Below are 25,370 nucleotides of genomic sequence, written 5' to 3' on the forward strand. Positions count from 1 at the left end.
TGCCGCAGTAGCGCCCGACGTACTTCAGTCCAACGGCAGTCAAGACGCCTACAGCACGTCAAGGTCGACAAAGTGCTCGGCCCGCCGCTCGCCATCGACCCACTGGTCCAGCCCGCTCTGCCGCCACAGGCCTTCCAGCGTGGCATCGAACGCAGGCGGCACGTCGGCGTAGCACTCCATCCAGGTCTGCACGCCGGCGCGGGTTTCCGGCCTGCGCATCAGCGTACCACCAATTCCGGTTGCTTCGGCGACCGTCTCCATCCAGCGGTGCCAGTGCGGCAACGCCTCGGCGGCAACGGCTTCCGGGACGCGGAAATAGACGTAGAGGTGATCGCTCATGGCAGGTCCTGTGGGGTATCAGCCAGCGGCCTGGGCCGCCTCGCCCAGCGACACCTCGTAAGGCAGCGAGGCGGTGGCCACGGCCACGCCCTCAGCGCTGCCCAGACGCAGCGCGCTGGCGGCGGCGTCGATCTTGAGTTCGGCCAGCCCGGCCCAGCCGCCCTGGGGCGCGGGCGCGGCATTGACGATCATGCCGCACGGCTGGCCCGGATCTTCCGGGCGATAGATCTCGGCCGCGGGCGCCGGCACTTCGCCTTGGCCCTGCACCAGCCACATGCGGCGCTTGAGCGTGCCGCGGTACTGGCTGCGCGCGACGATTTCCTGGCCGGGATAGCAACCCTTGCGGAAATTGACGCCGCCGACCAGTTCGAAATTGATCATTTGCGGCACGAACTGCTCTTGCGTGGCCGCGACAATGCGGGGCAGGCCCGACTGCACTTCCAGCCAGTCCCACAGCGCGGGCGAGGCGCCTTGCAGCGTGGCGGAAAGCGCCGCGCGCACCGCGTCGGCCCGCTCGGCCGGCAGCACCAGTTGCCAGCGCGGCTGGCCGGCGCCATCCGGCAGGCGGATCACGGTGACGCCGTCGGCCTCGGCCATGGCAAAGGCTGCTTCCGGCGCGGGCAGGCCAGCAGCGGCAAGCGCCCTGGCGGCACCTGCCCCGGCGACGCCGAGGATGGCTCGGGTGGCGGTGATATCAGACAGTTTGGCCTTGGCACGCAGCACGAACATCGACAGCCGCTTCTGCACCGGAGCCTGGATATCGGCCGACAGTTGCAGCACGATCCCCTCGGCATCGCGCCACATCAGGAAGGTGGCGAGCAGCCGCCCCTTGGGCGAGCAGTAGCCGGCAAGGCGCGCCGCGCCCGCATCCAGGTCTTCGACCGCATTGGTCAGCTGGGTGTGCAGGAAGCTGGCGGCATCGTCGCCGGCCACACGAACGAGGCCGGGCCGGGCCGGGGTGCAGACGATGCCGCCGCCATTCAGCGCTTCAAGGTTTGCGGCGAGTTCCTGGGCTTGGGCATTCATCACTGGCATTGCGTGGCAATCGTTGAGGCAATTCGGGGGTGGGAAGCACCGGTCGTGCGAGGGTGCCGGGCGGCGCCGGCGCCACGGCGCATGGTCGGTACGAGGCTGGCGGTTATTATATGGGGCTATGAGATTTTCGGCCGGCGCCGGCGGCACGCGGTGGTGCGCAAGCCCGCCGACGGATCCACACAGCCGCCCCTATTCCTGATACATGAAACGTTTTTTCCTTAGCCTTGGACTGGCCGTGCTGGTGTTCGCGCCGGTGGCAGCGGGCGCGTTCGCGTGGTGGGCCAATCACCCGCTGCGCCTCAATAATTCGCCGCTGGAGGTGGTGATCAAGCCCAACTCGGGGGTTGCCAGTGTCGGCCGCCAGATCCAGCGCGGCGGCGTCGGCATGGACCCGCGGCTGTTTATGCTGCTGGTGCGCCTGACCGGGCATGGCCCGGACCTGAAGGCCGGCGGCTATGAATTCGAGACCGGCGCCACGCCGCTGTCTATCATCGGCAAGCTGGCGCGCGGCGAGGTCACGCACTACGTGGTCACGGTGATCGAGGGCTGGGAATTCCGCAAGATGCGCGCCGCCGTCGACGCCAGTCCGGCGCTGCGCCACGACACCCAGGGCATGTCCGACGCGGAGCTGATGAAGGCCATCGGCGCGGCCGAGGCCGCGCCCGAAGGGCTGTTCTTCCCCGATACCTACCTGTTCGCACGCGGCAGCAGCGATATCGAGCTGTACAAGCACGCCTACCGCGCCATGCAGCGGCGCCTGAACGAAGCCTGGAACGCGCGCGCGCCCGACCTGCCGTACAAGACGCCGTACGAGGCACTGGTGATGGCGTCGATCGTCGAGAAGGAAACCGGCCAGGCCGCCGACCGCCCGATGATCGCCGCCGTCTTCGTCAACCGGCTCAGGAAGAACATGATGCTGCAGACCGACCCGACCGTGATCTACGGCCTGGGCGAGAGCTTCGACGGCGACCTGCGCAAACGCGACCTGCAGGCCGACACCCCGTACAATACCTACACCCGCACCGGCCTGCCGCCCACGCCCATCGCGCTGCCGGGGCTGGCCTCGCTGGCGGCGGCTACCACGCCGGCGCCGTCCGACGCGCTGTACTTCGTCGCCCGCGGCGACGGCAGCAGCCATTTCTCCAACTCGCTTCCCGAACACAACCGCGCGGTCGACAAGTACCAGCGCGGCAAATAGGCATTCCATGCGCGGAAAATTCATCACGTTTGAAGGCATCGACGGTGCCGGCAAGAGCACCCATATCGATTGGGTCGCCGACCGCCTGCGCGCACGCAGCGATATTGCCGGTGTCGTCACCACCCGCGAGCCCGGCGGCACCTCGCTGGGCGAGGACCTGCGCCAGATCCTGCTGCATCGCAAGATGCACCTGGAAACCGAGGCGCTGCTGATGTTCGCGGCCCGCCGCGAGCATATCGCCGAAGTCATCGCCCCCGCGCTGGAGCGCGGCAAATGGGTGATCTCCGACCGCTTCACCGACGCCACCTTCGCCTACCAGGGCGGCGGCAGGGGCCTGGCCACCGAGCGGCTGGAGGTGCTGGAGGACTGGGTGCAGGGCGGCCTGCAGCCGGACCTGACGCTGCTGTTCGACGTGCCGCTGGAAACCGCCAGCGCGCGCCTGGCCGGGGCGCGCGCGCCCGACAAGTTCGAGGCCGAATCGCGCGCCTTCTTCCAGCGCACCCGCGACGAATACCTGCGCCGCGCGGCCCAGTCGCCCCAGCGCTTCCGCGTGATCGACGCCACGCGCAGCATTGCCGATATTCGCGATGAACTTGAGAAGATCATCGCAACCATCTGATTTTTAAGCACTGAATCACATGCTATATCCCTGGCAGAAGGAAGACTGGCAACGGCTTGGCGCGCTGCGCGAGCGGCTGCCGCATGCCTTGCTGATCCATGGCCAGCAAGGCATCGGCAAGCGCGACCTGGCCCTGCATTTCGCGCAGGGGCTGTTGTGCGAGGCGCCGCTGCCGGACGGCCAGCCCTGCGGCCAGTGCGCCGCCTGCCACTGGTTCAGCCAGGGCAATCACCCGGACTTCACCGTGGTGCGGCCCGAGGCACTGGACGCCACGTCCGAGGCCGAGACCGATGACGGTGGCAAGAAGAAGGCGCCCAGCAAGATCATCCGCATGGAGCAGGTACGCGCGCTGATCGAGGCCGTGGGCGTGGGCACGCACCGGGCCGGGCTGCGCGTGGTGGTGGTGTATCCGCTCGACGCGCTGCAGACCGAGGGTGCCAATGCGCTGCTGAAGACGCTGGAAGAGCCGCCGCCGTCCACCGTGTTCCTGCTGGTGACCGACCGCCTTGACCGGATCCTGCCGACCATCCTGTCGCGCTGCCGCCAGTTCTCGGCCCAGCGCCCGACGCCGGAGGCCGCACTGTCGTGGCTGCGCGGGCAAGGCGTGGCCGATGCCGAAGCCCAGCTGGCGCTGTCCGGCGGCTCGCCGCTGACCGCGCTGCATGCGGCCGAGGCCGAGGAGCAGCCGCTGCAGCGCTGGCTGGTCGGCCAGCTGGGCGCCTCAGCCGCCTTCGACGCCGCTGCGGCGGCCGAGCAACTGCAGAAGCTGCCCGTGCCCGCCGTGCTTGGCATCCTGCAGCGCTGGACGTACGATCTGCTGACACTGCGCCTGGACGGCAGCGCCGCCCCACGGTACTTCCCCAAGGAGCGGGCCGTGCTGGCGCGCTGCGCAGAAGCCACCGATGCGCACCGGCTGCAGGCCTTTGCCTCGCGGCTGGCCGCGCACCGCCGCAGCGAGAACCATCCGCTGGCGGCCCGGCTGGTGATGGAAGCGGTATTCCTGGAATACCGGCAGCTGTTCCGGTAGCCGGCAGGCAGTCCAAACAAAGCCATAACAACAAGCAGCATCGTCATTCCTGGGGGTCAATCATGAACACAGCAGTCACAGCAGTCGCCGGCGCACCGCCGGCTGCGCCAACGGGAAGCGGGGCGGCGTCGCGCCCCAATGTGCTGTCCCTGTCGATCAAGGACCAGGCCGGGCTGTATGCAGCCTATATGCCGTTCCTGGCGCGCGGCGGCATCTTCGTGCCGTCGAACCGGCCGTTCCGGCTGGGCGAGCAGGTGTTCCTGGTGCTGTCGCTGCTGGACCGGCCGCAGAAATACCAGATCGCGGGCCATGTGGCCTGGATCACCCCGGCGGGCACGCCGATGAAGACCCCCGGCGTCGGCGTGCATTTCCCCGACGACGACAACGGGCGCAACCTGCGCCGCGCGGTGGAGGAGATCCTGGGCAAGATGCTGGAGTCCGGGCGCCCCACGCAAACCTTATGAACGTTGTGAGGTTGTTCTCGCAACTTTTTGATTTCCAATGAATTTCTCGCTACGTACCGCTGAGCCCCGCGACCTGCCGGGCATTGTCGCCATCTATAACAGCACCGTGCCCTCGCGCATGGTCACCGCCGACACCGAGCCGGTCACCGTGGCTTCGCGCCAAGCCTGGTTCGATGCTCACCAGCCGGGGCGCCGCCCGCTGTGGGTGTGCGAGGACGCCGACGGCCGCATGGCCGGCTGGATGAGCTTCTCTGATTTCTACGGCCGCCCGGCCTACGGCGCCACGGCTGAAGTGTCGATCTACCTGGATGCCCAGCGCCGCGGCCAGGGGCTGGGGCGCTACCTGCTGCAGCAGGCCATCGACCACGCGCCCCAGGTCGGGGTGAACACGCTGCTCGGCTTTATCTTCGGCCACAATGCGCCCAGCCTGGGCCTGTTCGCGTCGCTGGGCTTCACGCGCTGGGGCGACCTGCCGCGCGTCGCCGTGCTCGACGGTGTCGAGCGCGACCTGATCATCGTCGGCCGCCGCATCGACGTGGCCTGAGCCACTCGCACAAGAGATTCCCCCATGTTTGTCGATTCCCACTGCCATATCGATTTCCCCGAGCTGGCCGCGCGCCTGCCGGAGTTGCTGGAGAACATGCGCGCCAACCAGGTCACGCATGCGCTGTGCATCTCGGTCACGCTGGAAGACTTCCCGCGCGTGCTGGCGCTGGCCGAACAGCATCCCAACCTGTACGCGTCGGTCGGCGTGCATCCGGACTATGAAGAGGGCGAGGACCCGACGCTGGAGCGGCTGGTGGAGCTGTCTGCCCACCCGCGCGTGGTCGGCACCGGCGAGACCGGGCTGGACTACTACCGCCTGAACGGCCGCAGCATCGCCGAGATGGAATGGCAGCGCGAGCGCTTCCGCACCCATATCCGCGCCGCGCGCCAGACCGGCAAGCCGCTGATCATCCATACCCGTTCGTCGGCCGACGACACGCTGCGCCTGATGCGCGAAGAGAACGCGCGCGAGGCCGGCGGCGTGATGCACTGCTTTACCGAGACCTGGGACGTCGCCCGCCAGGCGCTGGACGAGGGCTTCCATATCTCGTTTTCCGGCATCGTCACCTTCAAGAGCGCCGCGGACCTGCAGGAGACCGCGCGCAAGGTGCCGCTGGAGCGCATGCTGATCGAGACCGATTCGCCCTACCTGGCACCGGTGCCGTACCGCGGCAAGACCAATGAGCCGGCCTGGGTGCGCCATGTGGGCGAGTTCATCGCGCAACTGCGCGGGCTGCCCGTGGAACAGGTTGCGGAACAGACGGCCGAAAATTTCTTCAATCTATTCAAACATATTGATAGGAAATCTCATGTTTGACATGAAGTTTGTCCGGCGCACCGCCGGCGCCCTGGCGCTGGCCGCCGCGACCCTGGCGCACGCCGCACCCGCCGACGACATGCGCAAGGCCGTCGAATTCGACGACGCCAATACCGTCAAGAAGCTGCTGGCCAGGGGCGTCGATCCCAACGTGGTCGACAGCCGCGGCAACCCGGCCCTGGTGGTGGCGCTGCGCGAGAAGTCGCTGAAGGCGGCCACGGCGCTGATCCGCGCCAAGGACATCGACTTCGACAAGGCCAACCCGGCCGGCGAAACCCCGCTGATGATGGCCGCGCTGCAGGGCGAACTGGACATGGTCAAGCTGATGGTCGACGACATGGAGGCCGAGATCAACAAGACCGGCTGGACGCCGCTGCACTATGCGGCCACCAACGGCCACAACGACGTGGTCAAGTACCTGGTCGACCATGCCGCGTATATCGACGCCGAAAGCCCCAACGCCACCACGCCGCTGATGATGGCCGCGCGCGGCGGCCATATCGAGACCGTCAAGCTGCTGCTGGACGAAGGCGCCGACATGCGCCTGAAGAACCAGCAGGGCATGACCGTGATCGACTTTGCCGAGCGCTACAACCAGGCCGAGATCGCCAACGGGCTGAAGGCGCGCTGGCAGAAGCTGTACCCGCAGACGCCGATCGTGGCGGCACCGCCGCTGAAGGCCCCCACGGGCGGGCCCGGCGGCCAGCGGCCCGCGGCGCCGCAGAGCAAGGGCTGGTAAGTCGTGCCGGCTGTGGCGAGCACGGGTTCGCGCCTGCGCCAGTGGGCGCGCAGCCTGAAAAGCAGCCTGCTGACACTGTGGTTTTGCAGCCGCCACCCCGGTACCCCGTGGGCGGCGCGGCTGCTCGGCGCGCTGGTGGTGGCCTATGCCTTCAGCCCGATCGACCTGATCCCGGATTTCATCCCGGTGCTTGGCCTTGTCGATGACGTGTTGCTGGTGCCGCTGGGCATCTGGCTCACGCTGCGGATGATCCCGGCGGTGGTGCAGGACGAATGCCGCGGCCGTGCCCAAGCCTGGCAGGCTGCCCATGCGCAACGGCCGCGCAATCGCGCGGCCGCCGTGGTCATCGTGCTGGTGTGGGTGCTGCTGGCCTGGCTGGCCTGGCGCTGGTTTAGGGCCGCAACTTTTTAATCCTGGCACATCAATCTTTACCGTCATTCCCGCGCAGGCGGGAATCCAGCGTCTTTTGCGCCCCCTTCGGGGATGAAGTCACTGGGTTCCAGCCTGCGCGGGAACGACGGTGGAATAACTACACATCGTCCGCCAGCCGCACCCCCGTGAACTGCCAGCGCTGGTGCGGGTAGAAGAAATTGCGGTAAGTCGCTCGGATATGCGATTCGGGCGTGACGCACGACCCGCCGCGCAGCACCATCTGGCTGCTCATGAACTTGCCGTTGTACTCGCCCACGGTGCCCGCGTTGGGGCGGAAACCCGGATATGGCAGGAAGGCGCTGCCGGTCCATTCCCACACGTCGCCAAACATCTGGCGCAATGCGCCCGCGGTGTTCTGCCGGTCCGGCAGCGGCCGCAGCGCGCGCCCTTCGACAAAATTCCCGGTGGCCGGCAGGCGGCTGGCCGCGTGTTCCCATTCGGCCTCGGTCGGCAGCCGGCGCTCGGCCCAGCGCGCGAACGCTTCGGCCTCATAGAAGCTGACGTGGGTGACGGGGCTGTCCGGGTCGACCGGATGCATGCCGCGCAGGGTCATCTGCCACCACGTGCCTTCGCGCTCTTCCCAGTAGAGCGGGGCCTGGATGCCTTGCTCGGCCATCCAGCGCCAGCCGTCGGACAGCCACAGCCCGGCGGTCTGGTAGCCGCCATCCTCGATGAACTCGAACCACTGCCGGTTGCTGACCGGGTGCGAGCACAGCGTGAACGGCGCCAGGTAGACCTTGTGGCGCGGCGCTTCGCAGTCAAAGGCAAAGGCCTCGCCGCGGTGGCCGATCTCGACCAGGCCGCCGTCAAAGCCGATCCAGTCCGGCGCGGGCCGCGGGTCGGCGATCACCGGCGCCGGCAGTTCCGGGGCGAACGCGGGGCGCAGCGGGTTCTGCGCGAACAGGTGCAGGATGTCGGTCAGCAGCAGTTCCTGGTGCTGCTGTTCATGCTGCAGGCCAAGCATGATCAGCGCCGCCTCGTCGTCGGTCTGGGCGCTGCCCAGCAGCGACAGCATCGATTCGTCCACGGCCTCGCGGTAGGCCAGCACCTCGTCCAACGACGGGCGGGACAACAATCCGCGCTGCGGCCGCGGGTGCCGCGGGCCGACTGCCTCATAGTAGGAGTTGAAGAGGTAGCGGTAGTCCGGGTCGACCAGCTCGTAGTCCGGGATGCGCGCAGCCAGCACGAATTCCTCAAAAAACCACGTAGTGTGCGCCAGGTGCCATTTTGCCGGGCTGGCGTCGTCCATGGACTGCACGGTGGCATCGGCGTCGGACAGGTCGGCCACCAGGGTCTCGGTGGCGGCGCGTACGTGGCGATACTGCGAAAGCAGGGCGGGTTCGTGCGGCGGATGGAGGGCGGCTGCGGGCAACAGGGCTGAAGTCATGCGGGCTCCCGGGGTTGGATCGGTCGATGACTGCAGGCGGCTGGCCGCCACAGCCAATTAGCCGCTGCGGCGCGCCGCCCATGGCACGCGGGGCGCCGCAGCGCCCCGATCCATCATAGACCTGATCCGTCCCCGGGGCGAGCCGGCGCCGTCCAGCGGCGCCGGCCGGGCCCGTGACCTCAGGCGGCCAGGCGGCTGGCGTCGTTCAGCGCCGCGATCTCGGTGCGGGCGCTGGCCAGGCCGGCTTCGCGGAACTGCGGACCCATGGCCAGGCCGTGGGCGCGCACGTAGGTGATATCGGTAATGCCCAGGAAGCGGAACACGATATCGACGGTCTTTTCGTGCAGGTCCAGCTCATTCGCATCCTGGCGCACGCCGCCGCGAGACGACACCACGATCACGCGCTTGCCGCCGGCCAGGCCCACCGGGCCGTTCTCGGTGTACGTGAAGGTGCGGCCAGCCTGCGCGATGCGGTCGATCCAGGCCTTGAGCTGGCTGGGGATGCTGAAGTTGTACTGCGGCACGCCCACCACCAGCACGTCGGCGGCCAGGAATTCGGCCAGCCATTGCTCGGTGCGCCGCAGCTCGGCTTCCTGCACCGCATTCAGGCCGTCCTTCGGGCCGCCGAGCACGGGCAGCAAGTGGCCGGACAGGTGCGCCGGGGCGTCCTGGTCCAGGTCGCGCACGGTCAGCTTGGCGCCCGGGTTGGCGGCGACCAGGTCGGCCACCACGCTGGCGGTCAGGCTGCGCGAAACAGAGTTGTCACCGAGGACGCTGGAATCGATCTGCAGGATGTTCATGTCTTTCTCCACTAGGGTGCGGTTGCGATGGATGAAAGATAGCGGCTGGCCATTGGTATCGGTAGTGAGGCAAAATGCAAATGATTGTTCTACCGATGCAACGCCAGTCCGGGCGACGTTCGCTGCCGGGACGGCGCCGCCCGCGTGATCCCGGAGCCCTCCATGCAAGACCTTAACGACTTGTCCCTGTTCGCCCAGGTGGTCGAACACGGCAGTTTCTCCGCGGCCAGCCGTGCCACCGGCGTGCCCAAGTCGCGCCTGAGCCGGCGCATCGCCCAGCTGGAGCGCGACCTGGGAGTGCAGTTGCTGCGCCGTACCACGCGCCAGGTGCGCGTCACGACACTGGGTGAGTCCTATTACGCGCGCTGCCGCGCCATGCTCAACGAGGCCGAGGCGGCGCGCGAGGTCATCGAGCAGGCCCGCGAACAGCCCGGCGGCACGCTGCGCGTGAGCTGCCCGGTCGCCATTGCGCAGATCCTGCTGGCGCCGGCCATCGGGCACTTCATGCGCGCCAACCCGGCCGTGCGCATCGAGCTGGAAACCACCAACCGGCGCGTGGACGTGATCGGCGAGGGCTTCGACCTGGCCCTGCGCGTGCGCGAGGCGATGGAAGACTCCAGCCTGGCCGTGCGCACCTTCGGCGAAAGCCAGCTGATGCTGGTGGCGAGCCCGTCGCTGCTGGATAGCATCGGCCGCCCGCGTACGCCGCAGGCGCTTGACGGCATGCCGGGCGTGGGCCAGCAGCCGCACGACGGCAAGCATGTCTGGATCTTGCGCTGCAAGACCGGCGACTCGATCCAGATTGCCTACGACCCGCGCCTGGTCACCGATGAATTCGCGCTGCTGCGCGAGGCAGCGATCGCCGGCGTCGGCGTGGCTATGTTGCCGCGCATGTACTGCCGCGAAGCACTGGACAATGGCGACCTGGAGCTGGTGCTGCCGCAGTACGACATGCCGGTCGGCACGCTGCATGCGGTGTTTCCGTCACGCAAGGGCGTGACGCCGGCCACCCGGCGCTTCCTGGACTTCCTGGGCGAGGTCCTGCCGGAGGGCGCACACAAGGCCGGCATGCATGAGTCAAGGCCGCCGTCGATGCATCGCGTGGTGTAGCCCCATTTCCGGCGCTGTGGCGGGACCGGCGAGAGGTTGTGCCGGCCGCATCGGGACCTGCGGCTGTTGCACATTTGCGGCTTTACCTTCACGCCGGCTCGCACTAAGGTACATGGGCGAACCCTTGCGCGTGAGGGTAAAGGCGCTTGGATCGACAACCAGTTCGACAGACAACGGCGAGGAGAATGGCCATGGGTGGCTCTCAGGGTTCCCAGGACTTGGGCAAGGCGCTGCTGCGCATCATGCTTGGCGTGCTGATCCTGATGCACGGCATCGCCAAGCTGACCGGTGCGGTCGACATGGGCTTTGTGGCGAAGGTGGTCGCCGACGCCGGGCTGCCGGCATGGCTGACCTACGGCGTCTACATTGGGGAAGTCGCGGCCCCGATCCTGCTGATCATCGGGCTGTGGAGCCGCCTGGCGGCGCTGATCGTTGCGATCAACATGTTGGTCGCGGTGGCGCTGGTGCATACCAAGCAGCTCGGCATGCTGGCCGATACCGGCGGCTGGGCGCTGGAGTTGCAAGGTATGTACCTGGGCGCCGCGCTGACGGTGCTGCTGCTGGGGGCGGGCCGGTTCAGCGTGGGCGGCATCAACGGCAAGTTCAATTAGCGCCCGGTCAGGCCGGCGGCGTGGTGGCCGCCCGATCGATGGCGTCGGCGATGAAGACTGCCGCCGGCTTGGGCGCGGACCACAGGTAGCCCTGGCCCAGCGGGCAGCGCAAGGCCAGCAGCGCGGCCCGCTGGGCGTCGGTCTCGACGCCCTCGGCCACGCATTCCAGACCCAGTTCCCTGGCCAGGCCGATCATGCTGCGGCAGATCGTGGCGCGCTGGCCATGCCCGTCGACATCCGCCACGAACGACCGGTCCACCTTCAATTGCGTGAACGGCAGGTCCGCCAGCAGCTTGAGCGTGGCGATGCCCACGCCGAAATCGTCGATCGCCACGCCGTAGCCCAGCAGCCGCAAGCGGTTCATGACGACCGACAGGGCCAGCGTATCGGGCACCGGGTAGCCCTCGGTCAGCTCCACCGTCAATGACTGCCGTGGCACGCCGCTGGCGGCCACCAGCCCATCAAATTCTTCCAGCACGCCGGGCCGGCACAGGGTTTGCGCCGATGCATTGATGCCCAGCGCAATGGCGATGCCCGCCGCGCGCAGCCGCTGCTGCGCTGCCAGGCACTGGCGGGTGACAAAGAAGAACACCGGGTCGGCCGCGTCCAGCGCTTCGAGCCGCGGGATGAAGAGGTCGGGCTGCACCAGGCCGTGCTCGGGATGGCGCCAGCGCACCAGGGCCTCGGCGCCGGCCAGGCGTGCGCTGGCAATGTCGTGCTGGGGCTGCAGCATGACCAGCAGGTCCGTGCCGGCCTGCGTGGCCGCGATCAGTTCCGCGTCTTCGGGCGACCAGGCGGGCCCGGCTGCCTCGGAAGCCTGGCGCAACAGCGCATCGGCCAGGATCTCTTCCACCGCATCGCGCGACAGCGGCTTGCGCAGCGCGTGCACGCGCGGGATGCCGGCGGCGTGCGCCAGGCCGCGGTTGGAATCCAGGATGTCTTCGGCCAGGGCCGTGACCCAGACCCAGACCGGCGGTGCTCCCGCGAAGGCGTGCTGGCCGCGCCGGTGCAGCTGGGCGATCAGCTCGGGGCCATTGCCGTCGGGCATCTCGATGTCGCAAAGCACGACGTCGAACGGCTCGCGCGCCAGGACTTCGGCCGCCTGCGTGCCGTTGTCCGCGCAGACCACGGTCTGCACGCCGACATGGCGCAGCAGCCCTTCAGCCGCGGCCTGCTGGAACGGGTGGTCTTCAACGATGAGAATGCGCAGCCTGGCGTAGCGGATCGGCATGGGGGAGGGGAGGCGGCAGGGTGCCTGTCTGTAATGCGATGGGGTTTGGCGCATGGTAGCGCGGTGCCGCTGCGCCAGACGCGCGCAGCGTTACGAATATTTGCGCTTTCCAATTCAATGGCCGCCTGTCATTACCGCTACAATCGCTGCCCGTAGTTTTGAACATGGCATGTCGATAATGGGTTTGGGCTGGTTCGGATTCTCGACTCTCTGGATAGTACCCCTGGTCTGGCGCCTGGTGACGCGCTGGCTTGCCGGCGAGCGCCGGCTGGCCGGGCCGGGCTCGCTGCGCGTATGGCTGGGCACGCTGGCCGTGCTGTGCGCAAGCGCCTGCCTGGAAGCGCTTACCAGCGGATCCGATCCGGCATCGACCGCCGGCGGTTCCGCCGGCCGCGCGCTGGCCGGCATGATCGGCAAGCTGTTCGGCTGGACCGGCTCCCTGTTGCTGATGCTGGGCGTGCTGGCACTGGCCGCGCCGATGGTGTTCGGCGAAACCTGGCGCAGCCTGTTCTCGCGCAAGCCGCGCCGCGCGGCAGCGCCCGACGCGACGCCGGAAGAGCCGCCGGTGTTCTTTGCCGCCACCCAGCCGATGCGCGAGGCAGAGCGTTGGGATACGCCGTCGGCAGGCAACGCCGGCTGGACTGCGCCGGCCACGCGCCATCGCAGCTTTGAAGCCGTCTCCGCACGCCGCCAGCCCGCCTGGCAACCGCCGCGCCGCACGCGTGAATCGCCGCCGCAGCCTGGCGAGATCTGGCTGCACCATGCTGAATCCCCGGGCGCGGTCAAACCGGTTCGCAGCGCCCAGCCAGCGCCCGCCGCAGCGGCCCCGGCACCGCGTCCTGCGCAGCCGGCCGCACGCAAGCCTGTCAAGACTGCAGCGCCCGCGCCCGCGCCTGCGCCAGCACCCGCGCCTGCTCCGGCACCGCGGCCAGCGCAGCCGCTGCGCGGCACGGTCGTCAGCAGCCCGTTCCGCCAGCCGCAGCCGCTGGTGCGTTCGGCTATCACGACGCTGCCGGAAGCTTCCGCCAGGGCCGCTGCCGCGGCCACGGTGGCGGCGGCCGTAACGGCTCCGGCCGAGGCTGCAGTCACGGCCCCGGCGCCCGCCGTTGCCGAGCAAGACGTAGCCGCCCCGGTGGAGCCGGTTGTCGTGCCCGAGCCTGAACCCGTGATCGACACCGATGCGCCGGCCAGTCAGCCGGTATCCACCGCAACCCCGATCGCCGATACCCCGATCGCCGATTCCCTGATCGCCGACGACCCGCCACAGGCAATTGCGACGAACGAGGCTGACGCAACCTCGCTGGCAGCGATCCGGCAGGAAGCGCTCGACCTGCTGGCCGAATTGCAGGCCCTGGCAGGCAAGCCACCGGTATCGCAAGCGCCTGCGCCTGAACCGCAGCCGTTGGAGGCGTCCGCTGCAGATTCGGCCGCCGAGGTTGTCGTTGACGCCGAGCCGCCCGCGCCGGCTGCCGTCATCCTGCAAGCCGGGCCGGAAGCCGAAGCTGAGGCGGAACCCGAATATCGCGTCGAGCCTGAGCTTGAAGCGCTGCCGGCAGACATGCCGGAAGACACTGCCGCGGTGTTTGAAGCCCAGGTAATCGAGTCGGAGTCCGAGTCCGAGGCCGTAGCCAATGCGGTGGCGAGTTCGGCGATGGAAGAGGGCAGCGAGCCCGACGCCATTGTCCAGGCTCCGGCAGAGGACATCGGCACGGAAGCGCCGATGGACGGCAACGGCCTCGTCGGCGAAGCGGCCGAGCCGGACGAGTCCCAGCCTGCTGACGTAGTCGAAGCGCCGGAAGCCGCGGAAATCACTGAAGTCGCCGAACGACCCGAACCCGCGGAAGCGGTTGAATCGCCCGAAGCAACCCCGCCAGCAGTCCCGGCCGCCAAGCCCCGCATCGTGTTGCCCGCTGTCGTCGGCCGCACCGTGCCGCTGGCCGCTGTTGTCCAGCCGGCCCCCGCGCCGGTACCGGTTGCCCCGCCTGCGCCGCGCCCGGTCGTCGACTATCGCCTGCCGCCGGCTGAATTGCTTGAGAGCGAAGTCGACAGCGCCGAACAGGTGTCCGAAGAACGCCTGCGCGAAACCGGCGAGCTGATCGCGCAACGGCTGGCCGAGTTCAAGGTGCCCGTCGCCGTGGTCGGCGCCGGTGCCGGCCCGGTGATCACCCGCTTCGAGGTCGAGCCCGCCATGGGCGTGCGCGGCGCGCAGGTGGTCGGGCTGATGAAGGACCTGGCGCGCGCGCTGGGCGTGACCTCGATCCGCGTGGTCGAGACCATTCCCGGCAAGACCTGCATGGGGCTGGAGTTGCCAAACGCACGCCGGCAAATGATCCGGCTGTCGGAGATCGTCAACGCGACCTCGTTCCAGGCGCACCATTCGCGGCTGGTGCTGGCCATGGGCAAGGACATCACCGGCAATCCGGTGGTGACCGACCTGGCCCGCGCGCCGCACCTGCTGGTGGCCGGCACCACCGGCTCGGGCAAGTCGGTGGCGGTCAACGCCATGATCCTGTCGATGCTGTACAAGGCCACGCCCGAAGACGTGCGCATGATCATGATCGACCCCAAGATGCTGGAGCTGTCGGTCTACGAGGGCATCCCCCACTTGCTGGCGCCGGTGGTCACCGACATGAAGCAGGCCGCGCACGCGCTCAACTGGTGCGTCGGCGAAATGGAAAAGCGCTACAAGCTGATGTCCGCGCTGGGCGTGCGCAACCTGGCCGGCTACAACCAGAAGATCCGCGCCGCCGAGGCCGCCGGACAGAAGGTGCCGAACCCGTTCTCGCTGACGCCGGACGCGCCCGAGCCGCTGTCGCGCCTGCCGATGATCGTGGTGGTGATCGACGAACTGGCCGACCTGATGATGGTCGCCGGCAAGAAGATCGAAGAACTGATCGCGCGCCTGGCGCAGAAGGCGCGTGCCGCCGGCATCCACCTGATCCTGGCCACGCAGCGCCCCTCGGTCGATGTGATCACCGGCCTGATCAAGGCCAATATCCCCACGCGGGTGGCGTTCCAGGTCTCGTCCAAGATCGATTCGCGCACCATCCTCGACCAGATGGGCGCCGAGAGCCTGCTCGGCCAGGGCGACATGCTGTTCCTGCCGCCCGGCACCGGCTATCCGCAGCGGGTGCACGGCGCCTTTGTCGCCGACGACGAAGTGCACCGCGTGGTGGAGCACTGGAAGCAGTTCGGCGAGCCGGACTACGATGAAGCCATCCTCGCCGGCGATCCGGCCGAGGCCGGCAGCGCCGACCTGTTCGGCGAAGGCGGCGGCGATGGCGAGGCCGATCCGCTCTACGACGAAGCCGCCAGCTTTGTGCTGACCAGCCGCCGCGCCTCGATCTCCGCCGTGCAGCGCCAGCTGCGCATCGGCTACAACCGCGCGGCGCGGCTGATCGAACAGATGGAAGTCGCCGGGCTGGTGACGCCAATGGGCCGCAACGGCGCGCGCGACGTGCTGGCGCCGGGGCCGGGCGACTGACACGTTCCGTAACCACGACCGCGAGGGGGCAGCATGCAGCCTGAACACGGAAACCTGCTGGCAAACGTCCCGGCCGGCGCGGTGCAGGAGATCTTCGAGCCGTTGCTGGACCGCCCCGGCCTGCGCATCGAACGCATCGTCTCCAACGGCCAGGCCAGCCCCGAGGGCTTCTGGTACGACAGTCCGGAGGCTGAATGGGTGCTGCTGGTCAGCGGCGGCGCCGCCATCGAGATCGAGGGACAGCCCGGCGAGCATCGCATGAAGCCGGGTGACTGGCTGCAACTGCCCGCCCACTGCCGCCATCGGGTCGCGTGGACCGATTCCAGCCAGCCCAGCGTCTGGCTGGCGGTGCATCACTCTGCCGGCTGAGCGCCCCTGGCTGGTCAGCCCCGATCGTGTTCCGCCTGCAATAATTTCAGCCGGGTCCGGCCATCGGGCGTGAAGTGGGTGCCGAAGCGCACCAGCCCGGCCCGATGCAGCTGGCAGCTCATGGTGAAGCTGAGCAGCATGCCGGGCTCGGTGTCTTCGATGGTCAGGTCGATGGCCCGCAGCCGCGGCTCGTAGCGCAGCAGGGTGGTCTCGATCTCGCGCTTGAGCGTATGCGCGGAGGCGGGCAGGTGGCGGTAGATCTTCGACAGGTCGCCCAGGCCATAGTCAGGCAGGTGCGCCAGGCAGCCGCGGCGGCTGTTGAGGATGCGCTGGATGTTGTCCTGCACCGACAGGAAGGTCTGGGTCGCCGGATCGAACTCATCGACTGCGATCCCGTTGGCAAAGTACCCGGTGACGGCTTCGAACAGGCCGGGTCCGCCGCCCATCACGCGGCCTCCGCGGCCTCGGCCGGTTCTTCGAATGACAGGCCGATGCCGTCCGTCTCGGAAAACGACAGCAGCATCGAAGTCGGCACCCGGCTCCCGCCCATGCGTACCAGCAGCTCACGCGACAGGACCGGCAGGATCTGCTGATCGAGCAGGCTGTCGATATTGCGCGCGCCGGAGTCCGGCAGTAGGCAGGCCCGCACCAGCTCTGCCACCAGGGCCTCGTCGCACTGCAGCGGCACGCCGAAGCGCCGCGCGATCCGGCCGGCCACCTTGCCCAGCTTCATCCGGACGATCACGGCCATGGCCTGTGCTGACAGCGGGCGGTACACCACAGTCTGGAAGCGCGCCAGCAGCGCCGGCTGAAAGTGATCGATCAACTGGGGGCGAATCGTTTCCATCAGCGCGCCGGCAGCGAGCGCTGTGCCTGCTTGCTCCGCTGCGTCGATCGCCGTCAGCAATGCCTCGCTGCCGAGATTGGAGGTCATCAGGATCACGGTATTACGGAAGTCGATCACGCGGCCTTCGCCATCGCGCATAAAGCCGCGATCGAAGACCTGGTAGAACAGGTTGAGCACATCCCGGTGGGCTTTTTCGACTTCGTCGAGCAGCACGATGCTGTAAGGGCGCTGGCGCACCGCCTCGGTCAGCACGCCACCTTCGCCGTAGCCGACATAGCCCGGTGGCGAGCCTTTCAGCTGCGAAACGGTATGGGCCTCCTGGTATTCGGACAAGGTGATGGTGATCAGCGAGCGCTCGCCGCCGAACATCACGTCTGCCAACGCGCGCGCGGTTTCGGTCTTGCCGACCCCCGATGGCCCGACAAGCAGGAACACGCCCAGGGGCGCGTCTTCGGATTTGAGCCCCGCCCTGGCGGCCCGCAGGCTCTTGCCGAGCGCTGCCAGCGCCTCGTCCTGGCCGACCACGACCTGCGCCAGGCGGGTTTCCAGCGCCAGCAGCGTCGCCAGTTCGCTGGACAGCAGGCTGTCGACCGGCACGCCCGTCCAGTCGGCGATGACCTGCGCGATGGCGGACTCATCGACCTCGGCATGGAGCAGCGCGGCCTGGCCGTGCTCTGCCAGGGCCTGATGGGCAGCCTGGATCGACGCCGCCAAGTCACCGCGGGCCGAGGCATCCGAAGCGGCCTGCCATTGGGCACGCAATGCGTGCAGCGTTTCGGCCGCATCCTTCTGCTCCGCAAACGCATGCCTCGACTGTTCCAGTTCGATGGCCAGCGCGGCCAGCCGTACATCGATGGCGGCCAGCCGCTGGTTGACCTCTGCACCCGTTGCGCCCTGGTCGTCCAGCAGCGCGGTGCGTTCGACCTCCAGTGCCGCAAGCTCGGCCTCGCGGGCGGAGATGGCGAGCGGGGTAGCCTGCTGGCTCATGCGCACGCGCGCGGCGGCGGTGTCGAGCAGGTCGACGGCCTTGTCCGGCAACTGGCGCCCGGTCAGGTAGCGGCGCGACAGGCGCACCGCGGCGGCGACAGCGGCATCGGTGATATGCACGCCATGGTGCTGCGCATAGCGGGGCTTCAGCCCGCGCAGCATCAGGCAGGCGTTGTCATCGTCGGGCTCTTCGACCTTGACCATCTGGAAGCGGCGCTCGAGCGCGGCGTCGCGCTCGAAGTACCGCTTGTATTCCGACCAGGTGGTTGCCGCGATGGTGCGCAGTTCGCCCCGTGCAAGGGCGGGCTTGAGCAGGTTGGCCGCATCGGCGCCGCCCGCGGTGTTGCCTGCGCCGATCAGGGTATGGGCTTCGTCGATGAAGAGCAGGATCGGCGTCGGGGACTGCTGCACGGCCTCGATCACGTTCTTCAGTCGCTGTTCGAATTCGCCTTTGACGCCGGCACCGGCCTGCAGCAGGCCCAGGTCCAGCCTGAGCACGCTGACGTCGCGGATGACGGCCGGCACCTCGCCCTCGGCAATCCGGAGCGCAAGGCCTTCCACCAGTGCAGTCTTGCCCACCCCAGGCTCGCCGACCAGGATCGGATTGTTCTTGCGGCGCCGGGCCAGGATGTCCACCATCTGGCGGATTTCCACGTCGCGGCCGAACACCGGGTCGATCTTGCCGTCACGCGCCTTCTGCGTGATATCGGTGGTGAAGCGGGCCAGGGCCGATGTGTCCGCCTGCCCCGGCATGGCAGGCGTGCGAGGGGGAGCCGGAACCGGCATGTCATCCGGCCTGGTGGCAGCGCGGGGACCCGCTGTGACGGGCGCAGCTGCCTCGACTGAAACCTTGTCGAGTTCAGGCATCAGGCGTTCGATCTGCGCAGCGGACACGCTCAGCAGTGGCCAGGCATCGGGCGCACGCAACAGGTGAGGCGCGTCGGCCAGTGCGGCCAGCAGATGTGCCGAGCGGATTGACTGATCCGCCCCAGGCGCCGCGGCTTCAAGCGACGCGCGCAGCCATGCGGCCTCCAGCCACTGGCCGACGCGCTGCGACAGGCCCGGCTTGCCCCGCAGGTCGTGCGGCAGGCGATCGATCGCGCCCAGCAGGCCGTTCCAGACGCCGTCCACGTCGAGTGCATGGCGGCGCAGGATAGCCAGCAGGTCTCCATCGCCCAGTTCCAGCAGCTTGATCAGCCAGTGTTCGATCTCGATGTCCCGATGCGCGCGCGTTTCGCAAAGACTGGCGGCTTGCGCGAGGGCACAGGCGCAATGGTCGTTCAGACGACGAAGGAACGGAGACAGGTCGCGGGCGGTCATGGTATGGCGGAGGAGGGGAAAGCGGGAGAATCAAGCGGGCGCGTGGCCCGGATACCGGCCACGCGCAAGGACTAGCCGGCATCAGCGCCGGCCGCTGACATCAGGAGCGTTCGTTCCAGCTGTCGGCGTGGATGATGTTGCCGTCCTTGTACGACCAGGTGATCTTCTCGTAGCGCAACTCGATATCTTCCAGATGGTTGTGCTTCTCGAAGGCCGGGTTCTTGATGTCCAGCATCCTGGGCGTGACGCCGACCACCTTCACGTTGTCGAGCCTGGTGTTGAAGTACTCCTTCTCCTTGCCGGCGTCGTCGATCTTGTACCACTTGATCTCGACCGACTTGAGCGTCTGGCCGCTGGTGACCGCCTTGTACAGGTAGGGCGTGGAGGCGTCGGTCTCCTTGGTGAACAAGATCGGCTTGTGCACGCGCGTACCGGTCAGCTTGCCAGTATTGGAGTCGGTGGGGATATTGACGGCATGGTCGAAGGCCACCACCTCAACGCTGCCCTCACGGCCGGAGACGGTCACGGAACCCTTGATATCGGCACCGCCATCGTCCTTGATCCACATGTATGCGGGAATTGCCATGGCTTCTTGCTCCTTTTACTGGAATGAACAGGCCGATCGGCCCGGGGGTGTCCGATCGCCTCGGCTGGTATCGCGGCAATCGGGGACGAGCGTGATCTCGACGCGGCGATTCGCTGCGCGTCCCGCGTCGGTGTCGTTGGCGGCCTTGGGGCGGGTGTCGCCATAGCCCTGAATCGCAAAATGCGTCGGCGGCAGCCCGGCGGCATCGGCCAGCCAGTCGCGTACCGATGCGGCGCGCGCTTCCGACAGCCTGAGGTTGGCGGCCGGTGCGCCGGTGGCGTCGGTATGCCCGGCCACCAGGACACGTTTTTCCGGATGGGCCTTGATCATTTCGAGGGCGCCGAACATGACGCGGTTCGAACCTGGCGCCAGGGTCGCGCTGCCGCTGCGGAACAGCGACAGGCTGTCCAGTTCGATCGTGGCTGGCGGCGGAGCCGGCGGCTGATACCCCGCGATCAGCGCATTGAGCGGCGTGAGAAAGGCCGTGCCGCGATAGAAGCCCAGTCCAAGCCGTAGCGGCACGCCAGTGCGGGCATACCCGTCCAGCAGGTCGCGATCGCGCTTGATTGCCTGCAGCGCGTCGACGCGCGCCGCATCATGCTCGGGACCGATGGCGCGATAGCGGGCCATGTCCTGCATCACGCGGGCCACCAGCGCGCGGTTCTGCCAGGCCGAGGCGGCCGCGGCGGCGCAGAAGGCCAGGGCCAGCCAGGCAAAGGCATGCGCCAGCGCCAGCGGCAGGGCACGACGCACCGGTTGCTGCGCAATGCCCTGGATCAACGCAGCGGGCAATGGGTAGCGGATACCTTGCGCATCAGGCCGGCCTGTGGACGATGCGTGCGCCAGGGCGGTGATCTTGGCGACATAGCTGGCATAGAGCGAATCCGCGGCCGGCACGCCTGCGGTGGCGGTCACGCCGAACGCCGAGACCCGCGCGGGCCGTCCGTGCCGGTAGCCGTCGCGCTGGCTCTCGCCCAGCGCAGGCAGCAGTGCGTCCGCGGCCCAGCGTGCCAGGGCGTCCAGGCGGGCAGCACGGAGCATCCGGGATTCGCGCTCGGATGGCATGGCGGCCTGGCCATATTGCTGCAGGCGCCAGGCAATCGGCGTTGGCAAGCCAGCTGCCTGCAGCGGCGCCGTTCCGGAAATGCCGAACCAGGGACAGGTATCGGGCATGCCTGTGGAATCCGCCATATACACTGCCACGCAGACGGGAATCGCGTAGCCCAGCGCGCGGCTCGATTCGCCGATCGCCGAGCGCCAGCGCCTGAGGCCTGCGTCCTGCACTGCTGCGTCCCGCGCCAGATCGGCGGCAGCCAGGTACGCGACGGCATCGGGGCCCTGGCCAGCGCGCCAGCGCCGGAGGGCGGCCGCCACGTGTGCAAGCCGTGTCGGATCATCGACGCGCACCCAGATTGCCGCATCCGTGATGGTGACAAGCGCTTCGCCGAATGCCCGCGCCGGCGCCCCGTGTGCATCGCCGACGACCAGTATCAGCGGCGTATTGCGCCGGATGTCGCCGGGCAGCATGTCCAGCGTAGCGTTGAGCGCTTGCAGCACGGGCTGTGAGGCTCGCTGCTGTGCGCGCCGGTGCCGGGTCACGATCACGATTGCCAGCAGCGCGAGCGCAAGCGCAAACGTGCCGAGCAGCAGGTTCAAGCCCACGTTCCAGGGTGAGCTGAATGCCAGCCACGCAAGTGCGAGTGCCGCAACCCAGGCAGTGAGCAGGCGGTAGGGGTAGCCGGACACGGCAGCCCTCTCAGCCGGGAATCCGGCCGATGGCCAACGCCAGCCACCGGTCCAGTGCAAGGTAGACCAGGCCGGCTCCCACCACGGAGATCGCAAGCCAGCCGAGCGCCGACAGGTCCATAAGGCGTCGATGCGGCTTGATGGCCGCGACCAGCACAGGGCCGTCTGCAGGGTGCACGCCGGCACGGTGCAGGCGTTCATCGATGGCGCGCATCAACGCACTGCGGGCCTTGGCACCATCCAGCGCATACCGACCCTGGAAGCCCAGTCCGAGGATCGCCTGGAACACCGCCAGCAGCGGCAGCACCGGCTGGGCCTCAGCCAGCCTGCGCTCGATGCGGGCGATCAGGGCTTCCCCGGCGTCATGGCTTGCGAACTGGTCGACCTGCAGCGGCTGACGTTCCCACGCGTCACGGCCGTCGCCCTGCAGCCGGTTCAGTGCCACCTCGTCCAGCAACGCGCATTGGGCGTAGGCGGCATCTTCAACCACATCCGCGGGCTGGCCGCTGGCGCGGATTTCGTCCTGCAAGCGCTTTACCTGGTCCAGGCATTGGGTCCGGAACGCCGCAAAGTCCGGGGCTTGTGCCGTATCCGCAAGTCCGGCGATGGTCAGGGCTGTGTCGCGCAGGGCGAGGGGGATCATCATGGAGCGATTCATGCCGGCAGTACCGCAAACAGCTCCAGCGCCACGTCCGGCACGGAGGCCGGGACATAGAACTGGCAGGCCCGCGCGTCCAGCATCCGCTGGAACGCGGGGTGAGCGCTATCGAGCGCGAAATACTGGTTTTCAATGCGTACCGGTATGGCCGCGGGCAGGCGCGACATGGTGCGCAAGGGGATGCCAGGCAGCGCGGAGTTGACGATCTGCTCCACCTCATCCGGCGCGCCCGCCTTGCACAGGCGGGGCAACTGTTCAAGCAGCTTGTGGGCCGGCAGCGCGGCCCGGACCGACAAGTAATACTCGGCCCCCTCGACCAGGCGCTCATCGAGGATCTTGCCGGCCCAGACGGTTGGCCGGATGCGCTCCAGCGCAACCGGCACCACCCGAGACGGAATCACGGTATCCAGCAGCGAGCGAATCAACGACTCCAGTTCCGCGAACACAGGCTCCGGGGCAAGATGATCGTAGGTGGGGATGGCTTGCAGCGTCTCCGTGGTGGAGAACGTCAGCAGCGATCCTGCCAGCCGGGCCAGCACGGCATAGAGCCGTTCCGGATGCTGCTGCGGTGCCGCGCACAGGCGGGCCAGTTCGGGCCAGCTACTGTTTACGCTATGCAGCAGCCAGAACAGCGCGACATCCGCCACCGCATAGTCAGCGATCTGGTCCGAGCGCTCGCGCCGGCGCACGGCCAGGCTGGCGCTCTTGGCACGCAGGATCTCGGACAGGCGGTTCATGCGCTCGACCAGGCGCTCGCTTGCCGACAGGAAGAGGCAGGGCGGCACAAAGCCCGGATCGCGCTCGAAGCGGCCTTGCGGCGTGCGCACCAGGCGGGCAATGGGGCAGGTCACATAATCAGCGGGCGGCTCGAAGTCGAACAGCAGTGCCAGGGCCTGCCGCTCCACGCTGATCTCTTCCTTGCCTTCGCCATGCAGGTCGGTGATTTCCAGGTACTCGCGCACAAAGCGCCGTGGGCGAGCGGGCCGCTCACCGGCTTCAATACAGTTGCCGCCCTGCGCGTCCACCAGCGGCAGACCGATCAGCACGACTACGGCGTCGACGGCCGCGGGCACATCGGCCAGATCGCGGGGAGCGGGAGTCAGGTCCGCCACCTCGGAATCGACCAGCGCGCCGTCTGGTAGACGCAAGGCGAGCGTATTCACCATAAGCCGATGAATCGCCAGCGCGTGCGGGTCAAGCCCGACCCGGACGACGCCCCATGGCTCGGGACTGGCTACCCGCGCCACCGCTTCATCGGAATACCGGTCCCACAGCGCCTGCTGCTGGAAATGCTGCGGGGTCATGAAAATGCCCTGTGCCCACAGCGGTCTTGTAATCTTCATCGTGATCGGCTGGTACGCGGAATGACCCTATTCCGTATGGAGTTCGTGCCGGACCGTGGCGGGATTGCCACCATCCGGCGGTGCGAGGCAGCGGCTTGCGGGAAGATCAGTTCTTCGCCTTCGGCATCTGCGACACGAGGGACAGGTTGATGTCCATCCCCTCGATCTGGAAATGCGGCACGATGAACAGCTTGACCCGGAAGAAGCCAGGGTTGTCCTCGATATCCTCGACAATGACCTTGGCTTCGCGCAGCGGGTGGGATGCCTGCAGTTCGTCTCCGGGATCCGTCATCTCGGTCACCAGCGTCTTGATCCACGTGTTGAGCTCCAGCTCCAGCAGCCGGCGGTCCTTGGTGGTGCCGATGTTCTCGCGCTGGATCAGCTTCAGGTAGTGCGCGATGCGCGACAGCAGGAAGATGTAGGGCAGGCGCGCGTTGACGCGGCTGTTGGCCGTGGCTTCCCTGGTGTCGTAGAGCGCGGGCTTCTGCGCCGAATGCGCGGAGAAGAAGCAGGCGAAATCGTGGTTCTTGTAGTACGACAGCGGAATGAAGCCGAGATTGGCGAACTCGAATTCGCGCGTTTCCGGAATCAGCACCTCGGTCGGGATCTTGGCCTGGTTGCCGGTGCCCAGGTCGTACAGGTGGATCGGCAGGTCTTCGACCAGGCCACCCGCCTGCGGGCCGCGGATCTGCACGCACCAGCCGTTCCTGATAAAGCTCTGGACCATGTTCGCCGCAAAGGCGAACGAGGCATTGGCCCACAGGTAGCGCTTGTGGTCCGGGCCTTTGACTGCTTCCGTGTAGTTGAAAGCGCGTACCGGCACCGTTTCCGGCCCGTACGGCAAGCGCGCCAGGAAGCGTGGCAAGGTCAGGCCGATATAGCGCGCGTCGTCGGAGTCGCGGAAGCTTTTCCACTTCAGGTACTCGGCACGATCGAAGTAGTTGCCGAGATCGCGAATGCTGGCGACTTCCTCCATCGAGTCCTTGCCGAAGAAGGCCGGCGAGACAGATCCAATGAACGGCATGTGCGCGGCGGCGGAGACCTTGGAGATATTGCGCAGCAGGGCAATGTCCTGCGGGCCGCGATCGAACTCGTAGTTCGAAATAATCGACCCGATCGGCTCGCCGCCCGGTGTGTCGTACTCCTGGATGTAGGTGTGCCGGTACAGGCCGCTCTGGATCACCTCTGGCGTGTCCTCGAAGTCCTGCCGCAGCGCATCCTTGGAAACGTCCAGTACCTCGATGCGGACGTTCTTGCGGAAATCCGTGCGATCGACCAGGAACTTGAGGCCGCGCCATGCCGACTCGATCTGCTGGAACGTGTCGTTGTGCATGATCGCATCCAGCTGGCGGCTGATCTGCTGGTCCAGGTGCTCGATATGGAAATCGAGCAGGCTCTTGTCCAGGCGATCCACCTGCTGCGACGACTCCTGGATCATCTTCAGGAACACATTCATCGCCTGCGCCACGCGTTCGTCCAGCGACGATTCGGAGAGCGCGTCGGCGCTCTGGAACGACTCCACCGGCCGGGTGGTCTTGACCGGCGTCAGGTTGATCTTCTCGCAGAGCGACTCATAGACGCTCTTGCCGGGCACGTCCAGGACGATGGTATCGGCTTCGTTGTTGCCGCGGGCGGCGCTGTCATGTTTGTTCATGGCACTGGCTCCTCAAGGTAT

24 protein-coding genes are annotated in these 25,370 nt (G+C 67.7%); 12 read left to right on the forward strand and 12 right to left on the reverse strand.

The window, feature by feature from the left end; genetic code table 11:
- Positions 1–48: 48 nt before the first annotated feature.
- Together ACREYQ_RS06930 and ACREYQ_RS06935 are read right to left on the reverse strand one after the other, a co-directional pair.
- Complete coding sequence (locus tag ACREYQ_RS06930) at positions 49–339, reverse strand: DUF4936 family protein (protein WP_013956564.1); 291 nt, start codon at positions 337–339, stop codon at positions 49–51.
- Positions 340–357: 18 nt separating this feature from the next.
- Complete coding sequence (locus ACREYQ_RS06935) at positions 358–1,374, reverse strand: YgfZ/GcvT domain-containing protein (RefSeq protein WP_432260013.1); 1,017 nt, start codon at positions 1,372–1,374, stop codon at positions 358–360.
- Between the two features lie 202 nt (positions 1,375–1,576).
- On the opposite strand from ACREYQ_RS06935, the gene mltG reads away from it, so the two are divergent.
- The 8 genes from mltG to ACREYQ_RS06975 all read left to right on the forward strand — a co-directional run bounded on the left by mltG (position 1,577) and on the right by ACREYQ_RS06975 (position 7,195).
- Positions 1,577–2,572 carry an endolytic transglycosylase MltG gene (gene mltG / locus ACREYQ_RS06940; protein WP_432260014.1) on the forward strand — a complete coding sequence of 332 codons (996 nt, stop codon included), beginning with the start codon at positions 1,577–1,579 and terminating at the stop codon, positions 2,570–2,572.
- A 7-nt stretch (positions 2,573–2,579) separates the two neighbouring features.
- Positions 2,580–3,191: a dTMP kinase gene (gene tmk, locus ACREYQ_RS06945; protein ID WP_432260015.1), complete on the forward strand. Its 612-nt coding sequence runs from the start codon at positions 2,580–2,582 to the stop codon at positions 3,189–3,191.
- Between the two features lie 19 nt (positions 3,192–3,210).
- The gene (locus ACREYQ_RS06950) at positions 3,211–4,218 is read left to right on the forward strand and encodes a DNA polymerase III subunit delta' (protein WP_432260016.1); all 1,008 of its coding nucleotides are present in this window, start codon (positions 3,211–3,213) and stop codon (positions 4,216–4,218) included.
- 62 nt (positions 4,219–4,280) lie between these two features.
- Positions 4,281–4,682, forward strand: coding sequence for a PilZ domain-containing protein (locus ACREYQ_RS06955; RefSeq protein WP_432260017.1), 402 nt, complete (start codon positions 4,281–4,283; stop codon positions 4,680–4,682).
- 37 nt (positions 4,683–4,719) lie between these two features.
- Positions 4,720–5,226 carry an N-acetyltransferase family protein gene (locus ACREYQ_RS06960; RefSeq protein ID WP_432260018.1) on the forward strand — a complete coding sequence of 169 codons (507 nt, stop codon included), beginning with the start codon at positions 4,720–4,722 and terminating at the stop codon, positions 5,224–5,226.
- Between the two features lie 24 nt (positions 5,227–5,250).
- The gene (locus ACREYQ_RS06965; protein WP_432260019.1) at positions 5,251–6,045 is read left to right on the forward strand and encodes a TatD family hydrolase; all 795 of its coding nucleotides are present in this window, start codon (positions 5,251–5,253) and stop codon (positions 6,043–6,045) included.
- Positions 6,038–6,784 carry an ankyrin repeat domain-containing protein gene (locus ACREYQ_RS06970; protein WP_432260020.1) on the forward strand — a complete coding sequence of 249 codons (747 nt, stop codon included), beginning with the start codon at positions 6,038–6,040 and terminating at the stop codon, positions 6,782–6,784. The genes ACREYQ_RS06965 and ACREYQ_RS06970 overlap by 8 nt, the downstream gene beginning before the upstream one ends.
- A gap of 3 nt (positions 6,785–6,787) precedes the next feature.
- A complete protein-coding gene (locus ACREYQ_RS06975) occupies positions 6,788–7,195 on the forward strand; it encodes a YkvA family protein (protein ID WP_432260021.1) in 408 nt (135 codons plus the stop codon).
- Positions 7,196–7,313: 118 nt separating this feature from the next.
- On the opposite strand, the gene egtB is transcribed toward ACREYQ_RS06975, so the two are convergent.
- Complete coding sequence (egtB, locus tag ACREYQ_RS06980; protein ID WP_432260022.1) at positions 7,314–8,603, reverse strand: ergothioneine biosynthesis protein EgtB; 1,290 nt, start codon at positions 8,601–8,603, stop codon at positions 7,314–7,316.
- A 179-nt stretch (positions 8,604–8,782) separates the two neighbouring features.
- Entirely contained in the window at positions 8,783–9,403 is a 621-nt protein-coding gene (locus tag ACREYQ_RS06985) for an FMN-dependent NADH-azoreductase (protein WP_432260023.1), read from the reverse strand.
- Positions 9,404–9,565: 162 nt separating this feature from the next.
- Here ACREYQ_RS06985 and ACREYQ_RS06990 point away from each other — a divergent pair, with 162 nt between their 5' ends.
- Together ACREYQ_RS06990 and ACREYQ_RS06995 are read left to right on the forward strand one after the other, a co-directional pair.
- A complete protein-coding gene (locus tag ACREYQ_RS06990) occupies positions 9,566–10,513 on the forward strand; it encodes a LysR family transcriptional regulator (protein WP_432260024.1) in 948 nt (315 codons plus the stop codon).
- A 191-nt stretch (positions 10,514–10,704) separates the two neighbouring features.
- Positions 10,705–11,124 carry a DoxX family protein gene (locus tag ACREYQ_RS06995; protein WP_432260025.1) on the forward strand — a complete coding sequence of 140 codons (420 nt, stop codon included), beginning with the start codon at positions 10,705–10,707 and terminating at the stop codon, positions 11,122–11,124.
- Positions 11,125–11,131: 7 nt separating this feature from the next.
- Here the strand turns inward: ACREYQ_RS06995 and ACREYQ_RS07000 are convergent, their stop codons facing one another.
- Positions 11,132–12,355, reverse strand: a complete 1,224-nt coding sequence (locus tag ACREYQ_RS07000; protein WP_432260026.1) for an EAL domain-containing response regulator — start codon at positions 12,353–12,355, stop codon at positions 11,132–11,134.
- A 178-nt stretch (positions 12,356–12,533) separates the two neighbouring features.
- On the opposite strand from ACREYQ_RS07000, the gene ACREYQ_RS07005 reads away from it, so the two are divergent.
- The gene (locus ACREYQ_RS07005; RefSeq protein WP_432260371.1) at positions 12,534–15,839 is read left to right on the forward strand and encodes a DNA translocase FtsK 4TM domain-containing protein; all 3,306 of its coding nucleotides are present in this window, start codon (positions 12,534–12,536) and stop codon (positions 15,837–15,839) included.
- A gap of 33 nt (positions 15,840–15,872) precedes the next feature.
- Positions 15,873–16,208, forward strand: coding sequence for a cupin domain-containing protein (locus ACREYQ_RS07010; protein ID WP_432260027.1), 336 nt, complete (start codon positions 15,873–15,875; stop codon positions 16,206–16,208).
- 14 nt (positions 16,209–16,222) lie between these two features.
- Here the strand turns inward: ACREYQ_RS07010 and tssE are convergent, their stop codons facing one another.
- From tssE to tssC, 7 genes are all read right to left on the reverse strand, one after another.
- Positions 16,223–16,654, reverse strand: coding sequence for a type VI secretion system baseplate subunit TssE (gene tssE, locus ACREYQ_RS07015; protein ID WP_432260028.1), 432 nt, complete (start codon positions 16,652–16,654; stop codon positions 16,223–16,225).
- Positions 16,654–19,362, reverse strand: a complete 2,709-nt coding sequence (gene tssH / locus ACREYQ_RS07020) for a type VI secretion system ATPase TssH (RefSeq protein WP_432260029.1) — start codon at positions 19,360–19,362, stop codon at positions 16,654–16,656. Before tssH ends, tssE begins: the two co-directional genes overlap by 1 nt.
- 100 nt (positions 19,363–19,462) lie before the next feature.
- Positions 19,463–19,948 carry an Hcp family type VI secretion system effector gene (locus tag ACREYQ_RS07025; RefSeq protein WP_432260030.1) on the reverse strand — a complete coding sequence of 162 codons (486 nt, stop codon included), beginning with the start codon at positions 19,946–19,948 and terminating at the stop codon, positions 19,463–19,465.
- 15 nt (positions 19,949–19,963) lie between these two features.
- On the reverse strand, positions 19,964–21,694 hold the full coding sequence (locus tag ACREYQ_RS07030; RefSeq protein ID WP_432260031.1) for an OmpA family protein: 1,731 nt from the start codon (positions 21,692–21,694) through the stop codon (positions 19,964–19,966).
- A gap of 10 nt (positions 21,695–21,704) precedes the next feature.
- Positions 21,705–22,340 (reverse strand): DotU family type IV/VI secretion system protein, encoded by a 636-nt coding sequence (locus ACREYQ_RS07035; protein WP_432260032.1) that lies wholly within the window; start codon positions 22,338–22,340, stop codon positions 21,705–21,707.
- A gap of 8 nt (positions 22,341–22,348) precedes the next feature.
- On the reverse strand, positions 22,349–23,695 hold the full coding sequence (gene tssK, locus ACREYQ_RS07040; protein ID WP_432260033.1) for a type VI secretion system baseplate subunit TssK: 1,347 nt from the start codon (positions 23,693–23,695) through the stop codon (positions 22,349–22,351).
- A gap of 106 nt (positions 23,696–23,801) precedes the next feature.
- Positions 23,802–25,349: a type VI secretion system contractile sheath large subunit gene (tssC, locus tag ACREYQ_RS07045; protein WP_432260034.1), complete on the reverse strand. Its 1,548-nt coding sequence runs from the start codon at positions 25,347–25,349 to the stop codon at positions 23,802–23,804.
- Between the last annotated feature and the right edge of the window lie 21 nt (positions 25,350–25,370).

This window comes from Cupriavidus sp. TMH.W2 (genome assembly GCF_050847365.1).
Classification (GTDB): Bacteria; Pseudomonadota; Gammaproteobacteria; order Burkholderiales; family Burkholderiaceae; genus Cupriavidus.